The sequence below is a fragment of the Gemella sp. GL1 genome, assembly GCF_013415365.1.
In the GTDB taxonomy this organism is placed as follows: Bacteria; Bacillota; Bacilli; order Staphylococcales; family Gemellaceae; genus Gemelliphila.
On the sequence record NZ_JACBYB010000021.1, the window covers coordinates 37,981 to 56,021 of the forward strand.

The 18,041-nt window shown below is 30.8% G+C and carries 16 protein-coding genes; all 16 read right to left on the reverse strand.

Annotated elements, in window-relative coordinates; all coding sequences use genetic code 11:
* Positions 1-2: 2 nt before the first annotated feature.
* The 16 genes from HZY82_RS05320 to HZY82_RS05395 all read right to left on the reverse strand — a co-directional run bounded on the left by HZY82_RS05320 (position 3) and on the right by HZY82_RS05395 (position 18,024).
* On the reverse strand, positions 3-731 hold the full coding sequence (locus HZY82_RS05320; RefSeq protein ID WP_135156069.1) for an ABC transporter ATP-binding protein: 729 nt from the start codon (positions 729-731) through the stop codon (positions 3-5).
* Positions 712-1,311 (reverse strand): dephospho-CoA kinase, encoded by a 600-nt coding sequence (coaE, locus tag HZY82_RS05325; protein WP_135156068.1) that lies wholly within the window; start codon positions 1,309-1,311, stop codon positions 712-714. The genes HZY82_RS05320 and coaE overlap by 20 nt, the downstream gene beginning before the upstream one ends.
* Before the next feature lie 100 nt (positions 1,312-1,411).
* A complete protein-coding gene (locus tag HZY82_RS05330; RefSeq protein ID WP_135156067.1) occupies positions 1,412-2,683 on the reverse strand; it encodes a solute carrier family 23 protein in 1,272 nt (423 codons plus the stop codon).
* 125 nt (positions 2,684-2,808) lie between these two features.
* Complete coding sequence (gene tuf, locus HZY82_RS05335) at positions 2,809-3,993, reverse strand: elongation factor Tu (RefSeq protein ID WP_135156066.1); 1,185 nt, start codon at positions 3,991-3,993, stop codon at positions 2,809-2,811.
* Positions 3,994-4,107: 114 nt separating this feature from the next.
* A complete protein-coding gene (gene fusA, locus HZY82_RS05340; RefSeq protein WP_135156065.1) occupies positions 4,108-6,183 on the reverse strand; it encodes an elongation factor G in 2,076 nt (691 codons plus the stop codon).
* A gap of 97 nt (positions 6,184-6,280) precedes the next feature.
* Positions 6,281-6,751, reverse strand: coding sequence for a 30S ribosomal protein S7 (rpsG, locus tag HZY82_RS05345; protein WP_135156064.1), 471 nt, complete (start codon positions 6,749-6,751; stop codon positions 6,281-6,283).
* Positions 6,752-6,799: 48 nt separating this feature from the next.
* Positions 6,800-7,219, reverse strand: a complete 420-nt coding sequence (gene rpsL, locus HZY82_RS05350; protein WP_135156189.1) for a 30S ribosomal protein S12 — start codon at positions 7,217-7,219, stop codon at positions 6,800-6,802.
* Between the two features lie 420 nt (positions 7,220-7,639).
* Positions 7,640-8,827 (reverse strand): leucine-rich repeat domain-containing protein, encoded by a 1,188-nt coding sequence (locus HZY82_RS05355; protein WP_179938907.1) that lies wholly within the window; start codon positions 8,825-8,827, stop codon positions 7,640-7,642.
* On the reverse strand, positions 8,814-10,376 hold the full coding sequence (locus HZY82_RS05360; RefSeq protein ID WP_179938909.1) for a glycosyltransferase family protein: 1,563 nt from the start codon (positions 10,374-10,376) through the stop codon (positions 8,814-8,816). Before HZY82_RS05360 ends, HZY82_RS05355 begins: the two co-directional genes overlap by 14 nt.
* A gap of 14 nt (positions 10,377-10,390) precedes the next feature.
* The gene (locus HZY82_RS05365; protein ID WP_135156061.1) at positions 10,391-11,338 is read right to left on the reverse strand and encodes a glycosyltransferase family 2 protein; all 948 of its coding nucleotides are present in this window, start codon (positions 11,336-11,338) and stop codon (positions 10,391-10,393) included.
* Between the two features lie 14 nt (positions 11,339-11,352).
* Positions 11,353-12,372 carry an L-threonylcarbamoyladenylate synthase gene (locus tag HZY82_RS05370; protein WP_179938911.1) on the reverse strand — a complete coding sequence of 340 codons (1,020 nt, stop codon included), beginning with the start codon at positions 12,370-12,372 and terminating at the stop codon, positions 11,353-11,355.
* 6 nt (positions 12,373-12,378) lie between these two features.
* Positions 12,379-13,167 carry an energy-coupling factor transporter transmembrane component T family protein gene (locus tag HZY82_RS05375; protein ID WP_179938913.1) on the reverse strand — a complete coding sequence of 263 codons (789 nt, stop codon included), beginning with the start codon at positions 13,165-13,167 and terminating at the stop codon, positions 12,379-12,381.
* Positions 13,160-14,044 (reverse strand): ATP-binding cassette domain-containing protein, encoded by an 885-nt coding sequence (locus HZY82_RS05380; RefSeq protein WP_179938915.1) that lies wholly within the window; start codon positions 14,042-14,044, stop codon positions 13,160-13,162. Before HZY82_RS05380 ends, HZY82_RS05375 begins: the two co-directional genes overlap by 8 nt.
* Positions 14,020-14,850 (reverse strand): energy-coupling factor transporter ATPase, encoded by an 831-nt coding sequence (locus HZY82_RS05385; protein WP_179938917.1) that lies wholly within the window; start codon positions 14,848-14,850, stop codon positions 14,020-14,022. The genes HZY82_RS05380 and HZY82_RS05385 overlap by 25 nt, the downstream gene beginning before the upstream one ends.
* A gap of 188 nt (positions 14,851-15,038) precedes the next feature.
* Entirely contained in the window at positions 15,039-16,667 is a 1,629-nt protein-coding gene (locus HZY82_RS05390) for a Na/Pi cotransporter family protein (RefSeq protein WP_135156056.1), read from the reverse strand.
* A 184-nt stretch (positions 16,668-16,851) separates the two neighbouring features.
* On the reverse strand, positions 16,852-18,024 hold the full coding sequence (locus HZY82_RS05395) for a pyridoxal phosphate-dependent aminotransferase (protein WP_135156055.1): 1,173 nt from the start codon (positions 18,022-18,024) through the stop codon (positions 16,852-16,854).
* Between the last annotated feature and the right edge of the window lie 17 nt (positions 18,025-18,041).

Consider the following 18,041-nt stretch of genomic DNA (forward strand, 5'->3'; position numbering starts at 1 on the left):
AATTACACCTGATTAGTTAATGATAAATAAATATCATCCAACTTTGCATCTTGCATGTTAAATTCAGTTCTTATATCTTCCAAATTACCATTTGCCACAATTTTTCCTTCGTGTATAATAACAAAATTATCACAGTATCTTTCAGCGGTTGCTAGTATATGAGTAGACATGAGAATAGATTTTCCTTTTTCTTTTTCCTTTGTCATTAAATCAATTAAATCTTTAATTGCTATAGGATCTAATCCTAAAAAGGGTTCATCAATTATGTAAAGACTGGGTTCCACTAAAAAAGCACAAATTATCATAACCTTTTGTTTCATCCCCTTAGAAAAATGAATTGGTAAAAATTTCTTCTTATTTTCTAATTTAAAGAGTTTTAATAAATAATCAGCTCTTTTCCAAGCTTCTTTCATATCTATTCCATAAGCCATCGCTGTCAAATTAATATGTTCTTCTAAAGTTAACTCATCATAAAGAACAGGGCTTTCAGGAATATAAGAAATATTTCTTCTATATTCCTCTACATTTTTTTCCAAAGTTAATCCTTTAACTTCTACCTTACCTTCCATAGGTTTCAACAATCCTAAAATATGCTTTATAGTTGTAGATTTCCCTGCACCATTCAAACCTATAATAGCTGTTATAGAAGCCTTATCTATAGAAAAATTAATATTTTCTATAATTTTTCGTCTATTATATCCACCAGATAAATTATCTATTTTTAATATCATCAATTTCTCCCTCTAATTTATTTAAAATATCATCTACTTGACTAAATGTTTCAAAGATAGTTCCGGAATTATTTACTACATAATCAGCAAGTTTTATTTTTTCATCTGAAGAGATCTGACTAGCAATTCGAAGTTTAGCCTCATTTTTAGAAAAATTATTTCTATTCATTAACCTAGATAATTGTACATCGTAATCTGCATGTACAACTATTATCTTATCAACTAAATTATCAAACTTAGCCTCAAATAATAATGCTATATCAATAAAGCATATATCATTTTTACTTTTTATTACTTTATCTTCAATTTCCTTTCTTACTAAAGGATGCATAATTGAATTTAATTTTTCTAATTTTTTTTCATCAGAGAAAACTATCTCACCTAATTTTTTTCTATCAATAAAATTATCGGTAATAATCTTATCAGAAAACTCCTTAATTAAGATTTCTTTTACATTGTCTTTTTCTAATAGGCTATGTGAAATTTTGTCAGCATCTAAAACTTTATATCCTCTTTTTAATAAATATGAAGTTACTGTAGACTTTCCACAAGCTATTGAACCAGTAATCGCTACTTTCATATAAACACCTTTTTTAATATAATATATGACTTAGTATATCATATTTTAATCGTTTTTTATAAAAAAGACTATTAGTTTCCACTAATAGTCAAAAAATATTTTATTTTTTTGGAATAACAGCATTAAGGATTACACCCACAATGGCTGATAAAGCCATGGCTGGTAATTCTAAGTTAATTGATTCTAGTTTCAACATTGCTCCACCTACTCCTAGTACAATAATTACTGATGAAATTACTAAATTTCTATTTAAACTTAAGTCTACTCTTTCATCTACTAACATTCTCAATCCACTCGATGCAATAATACCAAATAATAGAATTGATACTCCTCCCATAACTGCCGTTGGTATTGTTGAAATAATTGCTGAGAATTTACCTACAAAACTTAAAATCAAAGCAAATACTGCTGCTCCAGCTAAAACAAATATTGAAAAAATTCTTGTAATTGCAAGTACCCCAATATTCTCTCCATAAGTTGTACTTGGTGGTCCTCCAAGGAATGATGCAAACATCATTGCTGCTCCATCAGCCAAAATTGATTTATCTAAACCAGGATCTTTTATAAAATTTTTACCTGTAACTTCTGATAATACAATTTGATGCCCTATATGCTCATTAATAGTAACAATCGCGATTGGCACCATTGCTAAAGCTGCTACATTCCATTCAGGACTATACGTTACAAATGGTATTGTAAAATCAGGTATTGCAAACCATGGAGCATCAATAACTTTTTGAAAATCAACAAGCCCTGCAAAACATGAAACTAAATATCCAAATACAATTCCTAATAAAATTGGTATTTGTTTTGCAAATCCTCTAAAAGCTACAATTGCTAAAATTGTAAATGCTAAAGTTGCTCCAGCAATTAAAAGATTAGTTAATGAATATACTTTTTCTCCATTAACCGTCTGATTCATTGCCATATCTACAGCTGTAGGTGCTAAACCTAGTCCAATTACAATAATAATTGGCCCAACTACTACTGGTGGTAGTAACCTCATAAGCCAATCAACTCCAAAACGGTTAATTAATAATGCCATAAGACCATATACAAGACTGGCTAAAAATGCCCCTAGCATAGCTGTTTCCACATTATGAGTTGTAGATAAAACTATAATTGGTGAAATAAAGGCGAATGAAGACCCTAAATATGCTGGTATCTTTCCCTGAGTAACAAATAAATACGTTAATGTACCTATCCCAGAAGTTGCTAAAGCTACACTGGCAGAAAGTCCTGTAAGGATAGGTACTAATACAGTTGCTCCAAACATAGCAAATAGGTGTTGTAAACTAAGTGTTATCCATAATGCTAAGCCCGGCTTTTCATGTACATCCAAAATTGGTTGAACCCTTTCTTTTTTATCCATTGTTTCCTCCTTTTGTTCAAATTATCACAATTATATCCTAATATAATTATTATGTCAAACAAAACATTTACTATCTTAAAATAAAAAAGACTAGCAAAAGCTAGTCTTTTAAGTAATCACTAAAATTATTTAACGATTTCAGTAACAACTCCTGATCCTACTGTACGTCCACCTTCACGAATTGAGAAACGAGTTCCTGCTTCGATCGCGATTGGTGAAATAAGTTCTACGTTAATTGAAACGTTGTCACCAGGCATAACCATTTCAGTTCCTTCTGGTAAGTTAACAACTCCAGTTACGTCAGTTGTACGGAAGTAGAATTGAGGACGGTAGTTTCCGAAGAATGGAGTGTGACGTCCACCTTCTTCTTTAGATAATACATACACGTCAGCTACGAATTGAGTATGTGGAGTAATAGTTTTTGGTGCAGCTAATACTTGTCCACGTTCGATTTCTTCACGTGCAACCCCACGTAATAAAGCTCCAATGTTATCTCCTGCTTCAGCGTAGTCTAATAATTTACGGAACATTTCAACTCCTGTAACAGTTGTTGAAGCTGGTTCATCAGTTAATCCAACGATTTCTACTACATCTCCAACTTTAACTTGTCCACGCTCAACACGTCCAGTAGCAACTGTTCCACGTCCAGTAATTGAGAATACGTCCTCAACTGGCATCATGAATGGTTTAGCGTTATCTCTTTCTGGAGTTGGGATGTACTCATCAACTGTGTTCATTAATTCAACAATTTTTTCTTCCCACTCTGCTTCTCCTTCAAGAGCTTTTAATGCAGATCCACGGATGATTGGTGAATCTTCGAATCCGTAATCAGCTAATAATTCAGAAACTTCCATTTCTACTAATTCTAATAATTCTTCATCATCAACCATATCACATTTATTTAAGAATACAACAATTTTTGGTACTCCAACGTTACGAGATAATAGGATGTGCTCACGAGTTTGAGCCATTGGCCCATCAGTAGCAGCGATAACTAAAATACCACCGTCCATTTGAGCAGCACCAGTAATCATGTTTTTAACGTAGTCAGCGTGACCTGGGCAGTCAACGTGTGCATAGTGACGAGCATCTGTTTCGTACTCAATGTGAGAAGTGTTAATTGTGATTCCACGTTCTCTTTCTTCTGGTGCGTTATCGATAGCGTCGTAAGATTTAGCTTCTCCTTTACCAGAACGTTTTGCTAATACTGTAGCGATTGCTGCAGTTAAAGTAGTTTTTCCGTGGTCAACGTGTCCGATTGTCCCAATATTAGCATGGGTTTTACTACGGTCAAATTTTTCTTTTGCCATTATTAAATGTTCTCCTTGAAATAAATATATTTTTTACAAGTTACATAGAGTACTTCTATGATAACTATATTTTATAATTTTAATGCGTAAATTGCAAGAGTAAAGATTAATCAATTATCCTTTATTCTTTTTGATAATTTCCTCAGAAATTGATTTTGGTACTTCTTCATAGTGGTCGAATACCATTGAGTATGTACCACGTCCTTGTGTTGCAGAACGTAATGTTGTTGCATAACCAAACATTTCTGATAGTGGTACTTCTGCTGAAACTACTTGTGCATTTCCACGAGCTTCCATTCCTCCTACACGTCCACGACGTGAAGTAATATCTCCCATGATATCTCCTAGATACTCTTCTGGCATGATTACTTCAACTTTCATCATTGGTTCTAAGATAACTGGATTACATTTTTTAGCAGCTTCTTTAAGAGCTAAAGATGCAGCAACTTTGAAGGCCATCTCAGATGAATCGACATCGTGATATGATCCATCAAATAATTTAGCTTTAACGTCTATTAATTCGTATCCAGCTAAAACTCCGTTAGCCATAGAATCTTTAAGACCTGCTTCTACTGCTGGAATATATTCACGAGGAACTACCCCACCAACGATAGCATTTTCAAATTCAAATCCAGCACCCGGTTCATTTGGAGTAAATTCAATCCAAACATCTCCATATTGTCCACGTCCACCTGATTGACGAGTGAACTTACCTTGAACTTGTGCTGAAGTTTTGAATGTTTCACGGTAAGATACCATTGGGGCACCTACTGTACATTCAACTTTGAATTCACGACGCATACGGTCAACCATGATATCTAAGTGTAATTCACCCATACCTGCGATAATAACTTGTCCAGTTTCTTCATCAGTATAGGCACGGAATGTAGGGTCTTCTCCTTGTAATTTTTGAAGAGCTGTAGTCATTTTATCTTGGTCAGCTTTTGATTTTGGCTCAACAGATAATTGAATAACTGGCTCTGGGAATTCCATTTTTTCTAAAATTACTTCGTGTTTTTCATCACATAGCGTATCTCCAGTTGTAGTATCTTTTAGACCTACAGCTGCAGCGATATCTCCTGCATAAACACGAGAAATTTCGTTACGAGAGTTGGCGTGCATTTGAAGGATACGTCCTACACGTTCACGTTTACCTTTCGTTGAATTCTTAACATATGATCCTGATTCTAAGGTACCAGAATAAACACGGAAGAATGTTAGTGTTCCTACGAATGGGTCAGTCATAACTTTGAAGGCTAATGCTGAGAATGGCTCATCATCCGAAGATTTTCTTTCCATTTCTTCTTCTGTATCTGGGTTAATACCTTTAATTGCAGGTACGTCTAATGGTGATGGTAAGTAATCTACTACTGCATCTAGCATTGGTTGAACACCTTTATCTTTAAATGCAGATCCACAAACTACTGGGAAGAATTCTACTTTACATGTAGCACGACGAATAGCCGCTTTTAATTCTTCATTTGATAATTCTTCTCCACCTAAATATTTATCCATTAAATCTTCATCAGTTTCAGCTACTGCTTCAACTAATTTTTCACGGTATTCTTCAGCTTGATCTTGGTATTCAGCTGGAATTTCAGCTACACGAATAGTTTCACCTTTAACACCTTCGTTGTAGTAAGCTTTCATCTCGATTAAATCGATTACTGCTTCGAAGTTTTCTTCAGAACCGATTGGAATTTGAATTGGGTGAGCATTTGCTTGTAAACGGTCGTGAATAGTTCCTACCGAGTAAAAGAAATCTGCTCCAGTTTTATCCATTTTATTTACAAATACGATACGAGGAACTCCATAAGTTGTAGCTTGACGCCAAACTGTTTCAGTCTGTGGTTCAACTCCTGATTGAGCATCAAGAACTGCTACTGCTCCGTCAAGAACACGTAAAGAACGTTCAACCTCAACAGTGAAATCTACGTGTCCTGGTGTATCAATTATGTTGATACGATTGTTGTTCCACTCAGCTGTAGTCGCTGCTGATGTAATTGTAATACCACGCTCTTGCTCTTGCTCCATCCAGTCCATTTGAGATGCACCTTCATGTGTTTCCCCAATTTTGTGAATCTTTCCTGTGAAGAATAGAACACGTTCAGTCGTAGTAGTTTTCCCAGCATCGATGTGAGCCATGATCCCGATATTACGAGTATCTTTTAAAGAAAACGATCTAGTCATGAGTCATTTTTCTCCTTTAATTTTATAATAATATTTTATATATATTGTATAGTGAAAAAGTCAAGCTATATAATAGCTTGATATATTCACCTTTATATTACCAACGGTAGTGAGCAAATGCTTTGTTAGCCTCTGCCATTTTGTGAGTATCTTCACGTTTCTTAACTGCAGAACCTGAGTTGTTAGCTGCATCTAAGATTTCATTAGCAAGACGTTGCTCCATAGTTTTCTCTCCTCTTAAACGAGAATAGTTTACTAACCAACGTAATCCTAAAGTTATTCTTCTTTCAGCACGTACTTCTACTGGTACTTGGTAGTTTGATCCACCAACACGACGAGCACGAACTTCAAGAACTGGCATGATGTTGTTTAAAGCTTCGTCGAATACTTCAATCGCATCGCGCCCTGATTTTTCATTTATGATATCAAACGCTGAGTATAGAATTCTTTGTGCTGTACCGCGTTTTCCATCTAGCATTAATTTATTAATCAATTTTGTAACTAGTTTTGAGTTATAAATTGGATCTGGCAAAACATCACGTTTTGCAACTGGACCTTTACGTGGCATAATGTTGCCTCCTTTCGCATACTTTTAATCAAATTTTATCTAAGTTAATTATTTTTTCTCTTTTGGTTTTTTAGCACCGTATAGAGAACGACCTTGCATACGGTTGTTAACTCCTGCAGTATCTAAAGCTCCACGAATAATGTGGTAACGTACCCCTGGTAAGTCTTTTACACGTCCTCCACGAATTAAAACAACACTGTGTTCTTGTAAGTTGTGTCCAATACCTGGGATATAAGCTGTAACCTCGATTTGGTTTGATAAACGTACACGGGCATATTTACGTAAAGCCGAGTTAGGTTTTTTAGGCGTCATTGTCCCAACACGAGTACAAACTCCCCTTTTTTGTGGAGATGAAACATTAGTTTCTTTCTTTCTTTGAGAGTTGTAACCTTTATTAAGTGCTGGTGAATCTGATTTAGAAACTTTTGATTTACGTGGTTTACGAACTAATTGGTTAATAGTAGGCATTCCTAGAATTCCTCCTTTCATCACTTCTATGTTATAACTATGTTTTATGTTCCACACATCCAGGTGGTTCATTTTTTAAACAAAAAATTATAAGCTATTCAGCTTTAAATTAGCGTGAATTAAAATTCACAATGAATATAATATCACTTTTTTTATTCTATGTCAACAGTTTTTTACATAATATTTTAAAATATCTTATTTTAATTATTAAACTAGCTATGTATATTGAAATATAAATATTATATTTTACTTTTGACTTAGTTTTTTATTTATCTACAGCTTTGACTTGGCTAATACTAGATAAGGAATTTATTTAATTTAAAATTAATAGTATTTTATTTACTAATATTTATCATATAATTTAAATTTATTATTTTTCAAGCCTAGTTTAAAATAAATAATAGGCAGCCTAGCTACCTATTATTTATTCCTCTTCCAATATGATCTTATCCCACTTATTAATAAAAATAAAAGTACTACTATAAAAATATAATTCTTTATTGAAAAATATTTTTCTGAAGAATTATTGACTATTTCTAATTTTTTATCTATATTAGAATTTTTCTTTAATTCTTCATTGTAAGATCTAAATTCTTCTTGATTTTTACTAGATATTTTTGCTCCCGTCACATCTACATAATAAATATATTTTAAATCTTTTAAAGGCGATAGATCTTCAACCAGACTCTCTTTTAATGATAAACTAGCTAAACTTTTCAATGATGCTAAAGGACTTATATCTTTTAAACTAGTGTTATTGTTTATTTGTATTCTATGTAGTTTTTCTTTTCCTTCTAAAGCTGAAAGATCTTTGATATTATTGTATTCTGCACTTAATTCTGAAAGATTTTTCAAGTTTTTTAATGGGGAAATATCTAGAATATTATTCTTATCTACATATAATATTTTTAATTTTTCTAAATTTGCAAGACCTGTTAAATCATCTATTTGATTTTCTTCAGCAAATATAGATTCTAGATTCTTAGCATTTTTTAAAAAATTAAGATTCTCTATCCCTACTCTAGAAACTTTAATACTTCGTAATTTATCAATATGTAACTCACTATCAAGATAATTTTTCAAAATCCCATTGCTTGCTATATCCAATTCTTCCAAATGTATATCTTTTAAAAACTCAAGATTAGAAATATTATTTTTTGCTATTGCTAGTTTTTTTAAATTTTTAAGTTCTGAAATAATTTTTGCATCTTTAATTTTATTATTATTAATATTTAAATCTTCTAAATTTTTCAAATCTTTTATCGGAGATAAATCTTCTATGAAATTATTAGACAGATTTAAATTTTTTAAATTTACAGCATGTTCCAAGCCATCTAGAACAAAAATATTAGACCATGGTAAACTCAATGAAGTGAATTTCTCCAACATTCCTTTGGTAATTTTATTTTCATTGTAATTCTTATCAATATGAAATCTATAATATTCTAATAAAGCTTGTTTTAAATTCAAATCTCTTATTTGAACTTCTTCTGATTTATCAACTTGGTTACTTGAAAAAGGAACATAATTATCTATAGCTAAAGCTATATTTATATTAGTAAAAGTAAATATACTTGCCAAGAATAGTATTTTTTTAAATTTTAGCATTGCTTCTATACTCCTTTTTTTCATAATATTTATTAGCAAGATAATTTTTTGTAATAACAAATCCATAAGCAGCCAATGGAATTAAAAAAACAAAGTAAGGGAATATATACCTCGATTTAGCCTCCCAAATAATATGGAATAATGTCCCACCTATAAAAGTGATAGGGATAAATAAGTGATTTAATCTACTACTTCTAAACAATAAGAAGCTTGCTATTAATGTAAAAATATAAACAAATATTTGATAGGCTTTCATTATATAGAAAGAGATAGCATTAAGTTTTCCAAAATATATATCTTCAACAATTATATTTTTTAAATTAAGTAATTTGTCAACATTACCCAAATCATAATTCTGAGGTGCTGTTACCACTAAAACTTGAAAAGTAGGATCAATGAATTGATTATCGTACTTTCGTTTATAAAAATCCAAAGCATATTCAGGATTATTTTTAAATACATTCAACCTTTGATTTATTGAATTTTTAGAAACTTCCACTACCTTTTCGTTATCATAATCTTTGTCTATAAGGATATCATAGTTAAAAGAATTCCACCATCCTGCTTCCCTATCCCCCTCTTGCATTCCCATAGCTATCCAAGAAATTTTATTAACACCTTCAAAAACTGATTTTTGTGATGCTACTTCATAGTAGTTAATAATAAGCGACTTAAATGCCACCATCATAAACAAAGTTGAAATAAAAAATGCTATAACTTTTTTATCAAACTTCCTAAATAAATAGATAAGCAGAACAGCGAAGATAGCTAACATATTAATCATATTATTTCCTATAAACAATACAGATATATTTATAGAGAAGGCTGCTATCATTAGATGATACCACTTATTACTCTTAAAGTATTTAATAACATTATAAAATGCTACTAACACTAAAAACATTCCTGCTAAAGTTCCATAGATAAATGCTACATAAAAAATTAGCGGAAAACATAGAGCAGATAGAACTACTACTGTATAACTAACTTCTTCGTTTTCAAAAATAATATCTACTAACCTGTAAAGCATATATACAATATAAGCAATAGCAAAAGATTGCATTATATATAGTATGAAAGTTGCTCTTCCGAAAGTCCCCAAAATTACTTGGAATAGAAACACCGTAGTTATTTGGTGTGAATAGATATATAGATAATTATTTCCCTTATCCAATCCCGAATAATTATCTCTTATAAAATTACTTGCTTGATCGATTACATTGAATGGATCAAACTGAACATAGTCTCTTCTTAATAATGCAAATAGTAAACTCATAAAAAAAACATAAATCATTACAATTAAAACTAGTCTTTTTATGCTAATTACTTTCCTTATATATTTAATGAATAATAAGATAACTATACTAAATACAACAAGCATCGCTATATTTAGTATAGTTAAATCTTCTCTATAATATAAAGTTTCTTGATAATCTCTTGGAAAGATTGCCGTTTTTGTCATTACAAGAAAAGAATTTATGGCCATTAATATTATAAAAATAATCATAACTGCTCTTATAAAAATATTGGATATAAACTCTCTATTCATAATTCACCTACCTATTAATCATTAATGAATTCATCAATAATGAACCTTGGACGTTCTTTAGTTTCAAGATAAATCTTTCCGATATATTCCCCAACAATACCCAAGGATAACATAATCATTCCACCAATAAACCACATAGATACCATCATACTCGACCAACCTGGTCTAGCATAACCTACAACATAAGAATAAATAGTATATAAAACTACTATAAAAGATATAAGAATCATAAAAAATCCTGCTGCAGTTATTAATCTAATAAGTTTTACAGATAATGATGTTATTCCTTCGAAAGCAAAGGCAAGCATCTTAGATAATGGATACTTAGATTCCCCTGCAAAACGTTCAGACCTTTCATAGGTAACGATATCTGTAGGATATCCTACCATTGGTACCAATCCGCGTAGAAATAAGTTAACTTCTTTGAATTGTGCTAAACCTTCTAAAGCACGACTAGACATTAATCTATAGTCAGCGTGGTTATAGACTGTATTAGCTCCCAATTTTTCCATTAATTTATAAAATGACTCTGCTGTAAATCTCTTGAAAAATGTATCAGTTGTTCTAGCAGATCTAACCCCATAAACTACATCTTTTCCTTCCATATATTTCATAATCATTTTATCCATAGCATCAATATCATCTTGCAAGTCTGCATCCATAGAAATAGTAACATCACAATAATCCTTAACCGTCATAAGCCCTGCTAATAAAGCATTTTGATGACCTCTATTTCTACTCAGGTTGATGCCACTAAAAATATTATCTTTTTCATGTAAATGTTTTATCATTGGCCAAGTCTTGTCCCTAGAACCATCATTTACAAAAACTACTCTTGAATCTTCCGAGATAAGATCCCTGTCCATCATCTCATGCATTTTTATTCTTATTCTCTTTGCAGTTTCAAACAATACCTCTTCCTCATTATAACAAGGTATTACTACATATAATTTATTAGACATATAATCCAACCTCTTTACATTTTGCTACTAGCCTTAGTTAATCTATTTACTAAAGCTTTTGTCTTATCATTTTCTTTAATTTTTAAAATATAAATTGTTTTTATATTTTCGAGATCACACTCTCTAAGAATATTATACAGATTTTTACTTGATTCTTCAATATTTTCTTCATTTTTGGCAAGATACTTTATCTTACAAGGTAAATTTTTTACATCTCTTTCCTTATTTTTATAGGTTATAAATAATGTTTTTTCATCAGTATTTTTCAAAATCTGTAACATGTTATCAAAAGAAGTATCTTCTATCAATAAATCAGCATCAGGTGAGTAATGTCGATACTTAGTTCCTGGAGAAATAATTTTTTCTCTATGGTTAAAATCATGATAAAAAATATTTCCTTTTCCCAATACTGCTTCTATATCATTAAGACTTATGGATCCTGGTCTTGCAATTACAAAAGGTCTTTGTCTACAATCAATTACAGTGGATTCTAAACCTATCTCAGAATCATCCCCCTCAACTATAGCTTCAATCTTCTCATCCATATCATTTATCACATGATCTGCTCTGGTAGGAGAGGGTTTCCCACTTGTATTGGCACTAGGTGCTGCTAATAATAATCTCGTTTCTTCTAGTATTCTTCTTGCATATTTATCAGACGGCATTCTTACAGCAAGACTTGTTAAACCAGCAGTAACATTAGCAGCTATTCTTTCTTTGTTAACTAATGGTAATATTAGCGACATCGGTCCTGGCCAAAATTTATTCGCCAATAACCCTACCCAAGGATCAGAATAATCAACAATGCCATTCAATTGATTAAGTTCATAAAAATGAACAATTAATGGGTTATCTATCGGTCTATTTTTTGCCTCAAATATCTTAGAAACAGCTTTTTCATTTTGAGCATCGGCACTTAATCCATAGACCGTTTCTGTTGGAATAGCCACGACTTTCCCTGATATATAATATTCTTTTATTCTTTTTAGTGAATTTTTATTAAAAAATTCTCTTCTTATTATCTCTGTTTTCATTCTTCCTCACTTTAATATAATAAAAATTGACACTGATACTATAATTAAATACACAAGATAGTCCCATTTTTTATATCTTAACTGCTTATATCTTGTTCTAGACCTATCCGGATCATAACCTCTTACTTCCATAGCAGTAGCCAATTCATCAGCACGTTTTAAAGTGGACACAAATATTGGTATTAATATAGGAACAAATGCTTTGGCTTTTGATATAAGCCAGCCCTTATTAAATCTAGCTCCCCTAGATGTCTGTGCTTTAATAATTCTATTTGTTTCTTCTGCTATTGTAGGTATAAATCTTAAAGATATTGACATGAGTAAAGCAAATGTTGATACATTTAGTCCCATCCCATTTAAAAAATCGAATGCCTTTTCAATAGCATAAGTTATACTATTAGGCGATGTTGTCACTGTTAGTATAGTCATCATAGCAACTACTAAAAAAAATCTTACAAAAACTAAAACTATACTTTGTAAAGCATTACTATATAAATTATATCTTCCCACAGTGAACACTACATTCCCTTCTTGATTGAATATCAAGTGTACAATAGCTGTAAATACCATTAAAAATAAAATTAACTTCAATGATGATAATATATAAGTCCATGAGGTTCTAGATAAGTAAATAGCAATAAGTAAAAGTAAAAATAATATTAAAAATTCAATTATTGATTTAGATAAAAAAGTTACTATTAAATACAATGTAGAAAAAAATAATTTACTTCTAGGATCCAATCTATGAACAAATGTATCTACATCTACAAACTTACTAACTAATAGATTATTCATGACTAGCACCTACTAAACTTACTAATTCACTAGTAAGTGACTTATAACTATAATGTGTCCTAGATAAATTTATCCCTCTTTTTTTAAGAAGTTCTTGAAAAATAATAAAGTCCGGTTTTTTTAAATTATAATCTTCTCTAGATATAATCTCTAAAAAATCACCCTTATCAGAAGAATTAAAAGCAACTTTTCCATTTTTCATAATCACTATATTATCAGCATATTCTAGAACATAGTCCATATTATGTGTTACAAATACAATCGTAATTTTTTCTTCTTTATGAATCCTATCTATTATAGTCATAAATTCTTGCTTAGACTTAAAATCTAATCCTATTGTAGGCTCATCTAAAACTAAAATTTTTGGTTTTAAGGCCAAAATACCACAAAGTGCAACTTTTCTCATTTCTCCACCAGATAATTCAAATGGTGATCTTTCAAGATAAGATTCATCTAAACCTACTAAATTAATTAACTCTTTAGCTCTCTTTACTGCTAAGTCATGATCTATCCCATAATTAATTGGTGCAAAAATAATATCTTTAAGTACATTTGTTTCAAAAAGTTGTTGTTCTGAAAATTGGAATAAAACTGCTATTTTTTCTCGAACATTAAACAAATCTTGATCCATTTTTCCTCTTTCTCTTCTGGAAGATTTTTTTTCTACTTTTAAATTTCCTAACTTAACTGAGCCAGAATCGGCAATAAGCAAACCATTAATGTGTTCAATTAAAGTAGATTTCCCTGATCCAGTTTTACCTATAATAGTAGTGAATTTTCCCCTGGGTATGTCTAAATTAATATTACTTAAAGCTTGTCTTTCATATAAAGTTTTAGGATTATAGGAGAAATTTACTTTTTCAAAACTAATTTGCATAACTTATCAATAACCTCCTCCATATCATCATTTATAGAAAAAATATCATTATTTAATTTTTTATTAAGTTCCACCTTCAATTTATCCAAAAAAGGTAATTCCAAACAAGAATCACTTAATAATTTTCCATTCTCCAACATGCTATCTGCAGATATTTTTTTTAAAATTTTTCCTTTGTCTATAAACAATACATTATTACTATAAGCTAACTCTTCTGCATCGTGGGTTATTGAAATAACACTAATTTTTTCCTCTATATTTATTTTTTTTATATAATTTAATATTTCTTTTCTAGACTTTGGATCAAGCATTGATGTGGCTTCATCCAATATCAAAAGTTTAGGTTTCATTGCAAGGGCAGATGCAATTGCAACTCTTTGTTTTTGTCCACCTGATAAATTTCTAGGCTCTGCCTTTCTATATTCTAACATATCAACTTTAGATAAAGAATCCACTATTATTTCTTCCATATCCTGACTAGGTATTTTTTTATTTTCCAAACCGAAAGCTACATCCTCTTCAACACTAGCACCTACAAATTGATTATCGGGATTTTGAAAAACTATAGCAACATTATCTCTAATTAAGTTTAAATTTTCAACTTCATAAGCCTTATCGTATAGAAAAATTTTTCCACTATCTACTAGAAGATTTGCTGAAATTAATTTCGTTATTGTAGACTTACCCGAGCCATTAGACCCGATAATAGTAAGCCACTCACCACTCTCTAAAGTAAAGGAGATATTTTCCAATGTATTTTCTTTTGAATTTGAATATTTAAATGTTACATTCTCAAATCTAAGCATATATTCCTCCCAAGTAGTTAATAGCATTATACTATATATAGCAATAAATGTACATTATACAAAATAAAGACCCTAACATAGTTAGGATCTTTATTAATTATAATTGTATAGAAAATACTCTATACAACAAAATTATAAACATGATTATTAGTCCAATTATTAATATAAAATATTTATATTCCTTCATATTACATTTGACCTGTTAGTTTTTTCTCTAATACATTTCTCATGTGTTCACATATTCTCATGTAGTGAGCTAATAAATCAAGGTATAATACTCCAGCTTTAATATCACATAAACCATCTTTCATACGCTGTGTATGAGATTTTCTTGCAGAGTTTTTAAGTGATGCTACTTTATCACATATAGCCATTGCTTCACTTGCAATAATGTTATCATCTTCTTCTAGAGCTTTGATTGTTAAGTCAATCATCTTCTGCGTTTCTGAATTAATAATTTTAACATCATTCTTAGCTGCTTCCGAAAACTCTACACCTTTTTTAATTTGATAATCAACTTCTGCTAATATATCACGAGCGTGGTCACCAACTCTTTCAATATCTCTTGTTATATCTAGATAAGTCGATGCCTCTATCCCTTCTTTTTCACTTAATTTTTCTCTAAATAATTTAGTCAAGTATTCCGTGATCTCAACATCAATATTATTTATAGCATCTTCATAAGTGTGCCCTTTTTCTTGAAGATTTGGTTCTTTTGTTATTAAATAAGAAGTTGCATTAGCTAATGATTTTTTAGATAATGCTGTCATTGAGATTACCTCTCTTCTTACTTGTCCTAATGCTACTGCTGGTGCAGAAGTAATAAGTGCTGGTTCTAAACTTGTTCTATGTTTAATAACCTCATCTTCTCCTGGAATAATCTTAGTAACAATAGAAGCTAACAACCAAATGAATGGGAACTGAATTATTGTGTTAAATATATTGAATGAACCATGAGCCCAAGCAATTTGTAATTTAGGATTTAATCCTAACAATCCAGACATATATTCAATATACATTGTAAAAGGCGCTATTAAAATCATACAAATTATTGTACCAATTACATTAAACATTACGTGAGAAGCTGCTACACGTTTAGCTGCTATCGTTGATCCTAAGGTTGCTAAAATAGCCGTAATTGTTGTACCTATATTATCCCCAAATAATACTGGTAAGGCTCCTACTAATGTAATTGCTCCATCCGCATAAATATTCTGTAAAACTGCGATTGTTGCCGACGACGATTGAACTATTACAGTTAAAGCTGCACCAATTAAAACCCCCATTAATGGGCTACCATCTAAACCATGTAGCGATTCTACAAACCAGTCCATTTTCTGTAGTGGCTTCATCGCACTTGACATAAGTTTTAATGAATAGAAAATTCCTCCTAATGAGAAAATTACTCTACCCAAATTATTTACAGATTTTTTCTTAACAAAGAATAATAGTATTGATCCAACAAAAATTGCTGGTAAAGCATAGTCTGAAACAGGAATACCGATAATAAAAGACGTAATTGTTGTACCAATATTAGCACCCATCACAACCCCAATAGCTTGTTTTAATTTTAAAAGACCTGCTGCAACAAGTGAAACTACTATTACAGTAGTACCTGAACTTGATTGAATAAGGACTGTAACAAATGTACCTACTAATACTGCCTTCAAAGGAGTTGATGTATATTTATCTAAAAGACTACGCATCTTATCTCCCGCCATCAATTGTAGACCATCCCCTAAGTACTTCATACTAAATAGGAATAATCCTAACCCTCCAAAGAAAGTAAATAAAATATTTTGCCACATCTCTGACATGACTTTTCCTCCTGAAAATATAATAGTACATGTATATTTACACATACAAGGCAAGTATAGCAAATAAAATTAATAAATACAATATTTAAAAGCTATGTAAGACCAATTTTTCATTACAATTTGATTACTATTATCTGAAAAATAAACTCACTTATTTAAATTTTATATTTTACTTATTTTTTACTTAAATTATTTCCTTTATCCTTCTAATAGACTCTTGTAAATCTTCCATACTAGCAGCAAAACTTATCCTTATATATTCCTTATAAATACTTCCAAATGCATTACCAGGAATTACCCCTACTCTTGCCTCTCTTGCTAAAAATTTACAAAATTCCATCGTACCTTTTTTTCTATACTTTTCTGGAATTCGAGCAAATGCATAAAATGCACCATCAATAGCATCTATTTCAAAACCTAAAGATTTTAATTCTGGTATTAAATAATTTCTACGTTCTGTATAAACTTTTATCATTTTGTTGGTATAAGCAACTGAATTCGGGTGTGTGAGTGCTATTAAAGATGCATCTTGAATGAATGTCGGAATTCCAGATACTGTAAACATATGGTAAACAGCTATTTTTTGAATAGCTAGCTTGGGTCCAAGAACAAATCCTACACGCCATCCTGTCATGGCATGCGATTTAGATAAGCCTGTAATTAAAATAGTTTGTTCTGGTAATAATTCTGTTAAAGAAGTATGCTTAAAGTTATATGATATATCTGCATAAATTTCATCTGATAAAACAAAAATATCATATTTTTTTAAAATTGCCGCTAATTCTTCCAACTCCTCTCTACTATAAGATACACCACTTGGATTATTGGGATAATTAATTATAAGTGCTTTTACATTATCATACTTAGCGTAATGTTCTTCAAATAATTCTGGAGTTAATTTAAATCCACTTTCTAATGTATCAATATATCCAACATTACATCCATTCAAGTAGGAACATCCATCATATAATGTAAAGTAAGGTGTTACTACTAATATAGTGTCACCTGGATTGGTTAATGCAGAAATAGTGTGTTCTATTGCTGCAGATGCTCCAACAGTAACAATTACTTCATCAGCTCCATAGTCTACATTGTATTTTTCTTTCATTGAATCAGCAACAGCTTGTCTTAATTCTAAAACTCCTGCATTTAATGCATAGTGAGTTCTATTATTTTCTAAAGCCTTATTAGCTGCATCTTTAATTATTTGTGCTGTATCAAAATCTGGTTCTCCCAAGGTTAGTTTAATAAGTCCTTCAAATTGTGATGCGTAGGTATCAAATTCTCTTATAGGTGATCCTTTAATTTTTTCTAAACTAGATGAAAATTTATTTTCTAAAGTTTGCTTAAGTTTCATATCACTATCTCCTTAAA

What these genes read in the sequence shown, in the direction of transcription:
- HZY82_RS05320 (WP_135156069.1), bottom strand. Translation starts at nt 731, where the DNA reads ATGATATTAAAAATAGATAATTTATCTGGTGGATATAATAGACGAAAA.
- coaE (WP_135156068.1), bottom strand. Translation starts at nt 1,311, where the DNA reads ATGAAAGTAGCGATTACTGGTTCAATAGCTTGTGGAAAGTCTACAGTA.
- HZY82_RS05330 (WP_135156067.1), bottom strand. Translation starts at nt 2,683, where the DNA reads ATGGATAAAAAAGAAAGGGTTCAACCAATTTTGGATGTACATGAAAAG.
- tuf (WP_135156066.1), bottom strand. Translation starts at nt 3,993, where the DNA reads ATGGCAAAAGAAAAATTTGACCGTAGTAAAACCCATGCTAATATTGGG.
- fusA (WP_135156065.1), bottom strand. Translation starts at nt 6,183, where the DNA reads ATGACTAGATCGTTTTCTTTAAAAGATACTCGTAATATCGGGATCATG.
- rpsG (WP_135156064.1), bottom strand. Translation starts at nt 6,751, where the DNA reads ATGCCACGTAAAGGTCCAGTTGCAAAACGTGATGTTTTGCCAGATCCA.
- rpsL (WP_135156189.1), bottom strand. Translation starts at nt 7,219, where the DNA reads ATGCCTACTATTAACCAATTAGTTCGTAAACCACGTAAATCAAAAGTT.
- HZY82_RS05355 (WP_179938907.1), bottom strand. Translation starts at nt 8,827, where the DNA reads ATGCTAAAATTTAAAAAAATACTATTCTTGGCAAGTATATTTACTTTT.
- HZY82_RS05360 (WP_179938909.1), bottom strand. Translation starts at nt 10,376, where the DNA reads ATGAATAGAGAGTTTATATCCAATATTTTTATAAGAGCAGTTATGATT.
- HZY82_RS05365 (WP_135156061.1), bottom strand. Translation starts at nt 11,338, where the DNA reads ATGTCTAATAAATTATATGTAGTAATACCTTGTTATAATGAGGAAGAG.
- HZY82_RS05370 (WP_179938911.1), bottom strand. Translation starts at nt 12,372, where the DNA reads ATGAAAACAGAGATAATAAGAAGAGAATTTTTTAATAAAAATTCACTA.
- HZY82_RS05375 (WP_179938913.1), bottom strand. Translation starts at nt 13,167, where the DNA reads ATGAATAATCTATTAGTTAGTAAGTTTGTAGATGTAGATACATTTGTT.
- HZY82_RS05380 (WP_179938915.1), bottom strand. Translation starts at nt 14,044, where the DNA reads ATGCAAATTAGTTTTGAAAAAGTAAATTTCTCCTATAATCCTAAAACT.
- HZY82_RS05385 (WP_179938917.1), bottom strand. Translation starts at nt 14,850, where the DNA reads ATGCTTAGATTTGAGAATGTAACATTTAAATATTCAAATTCAAAAGAA.
- HZY82_RS05390 (WP_135156056.1), bottom strand. Translation starts at nt 16,667, where the DNA reads ATGTCAGAGATGTGGCAAAATATTTTATTTACTTTCTTTGGAGGGTTA.
- HZY82_RS05395 (WP_135156055.1), bottom strand. Translation starts at nt 18,024, where the DNA reads ATGAAACTTAAGCAAACTTTAGAAAATAAATTTTCATCTAGTTTAGAA.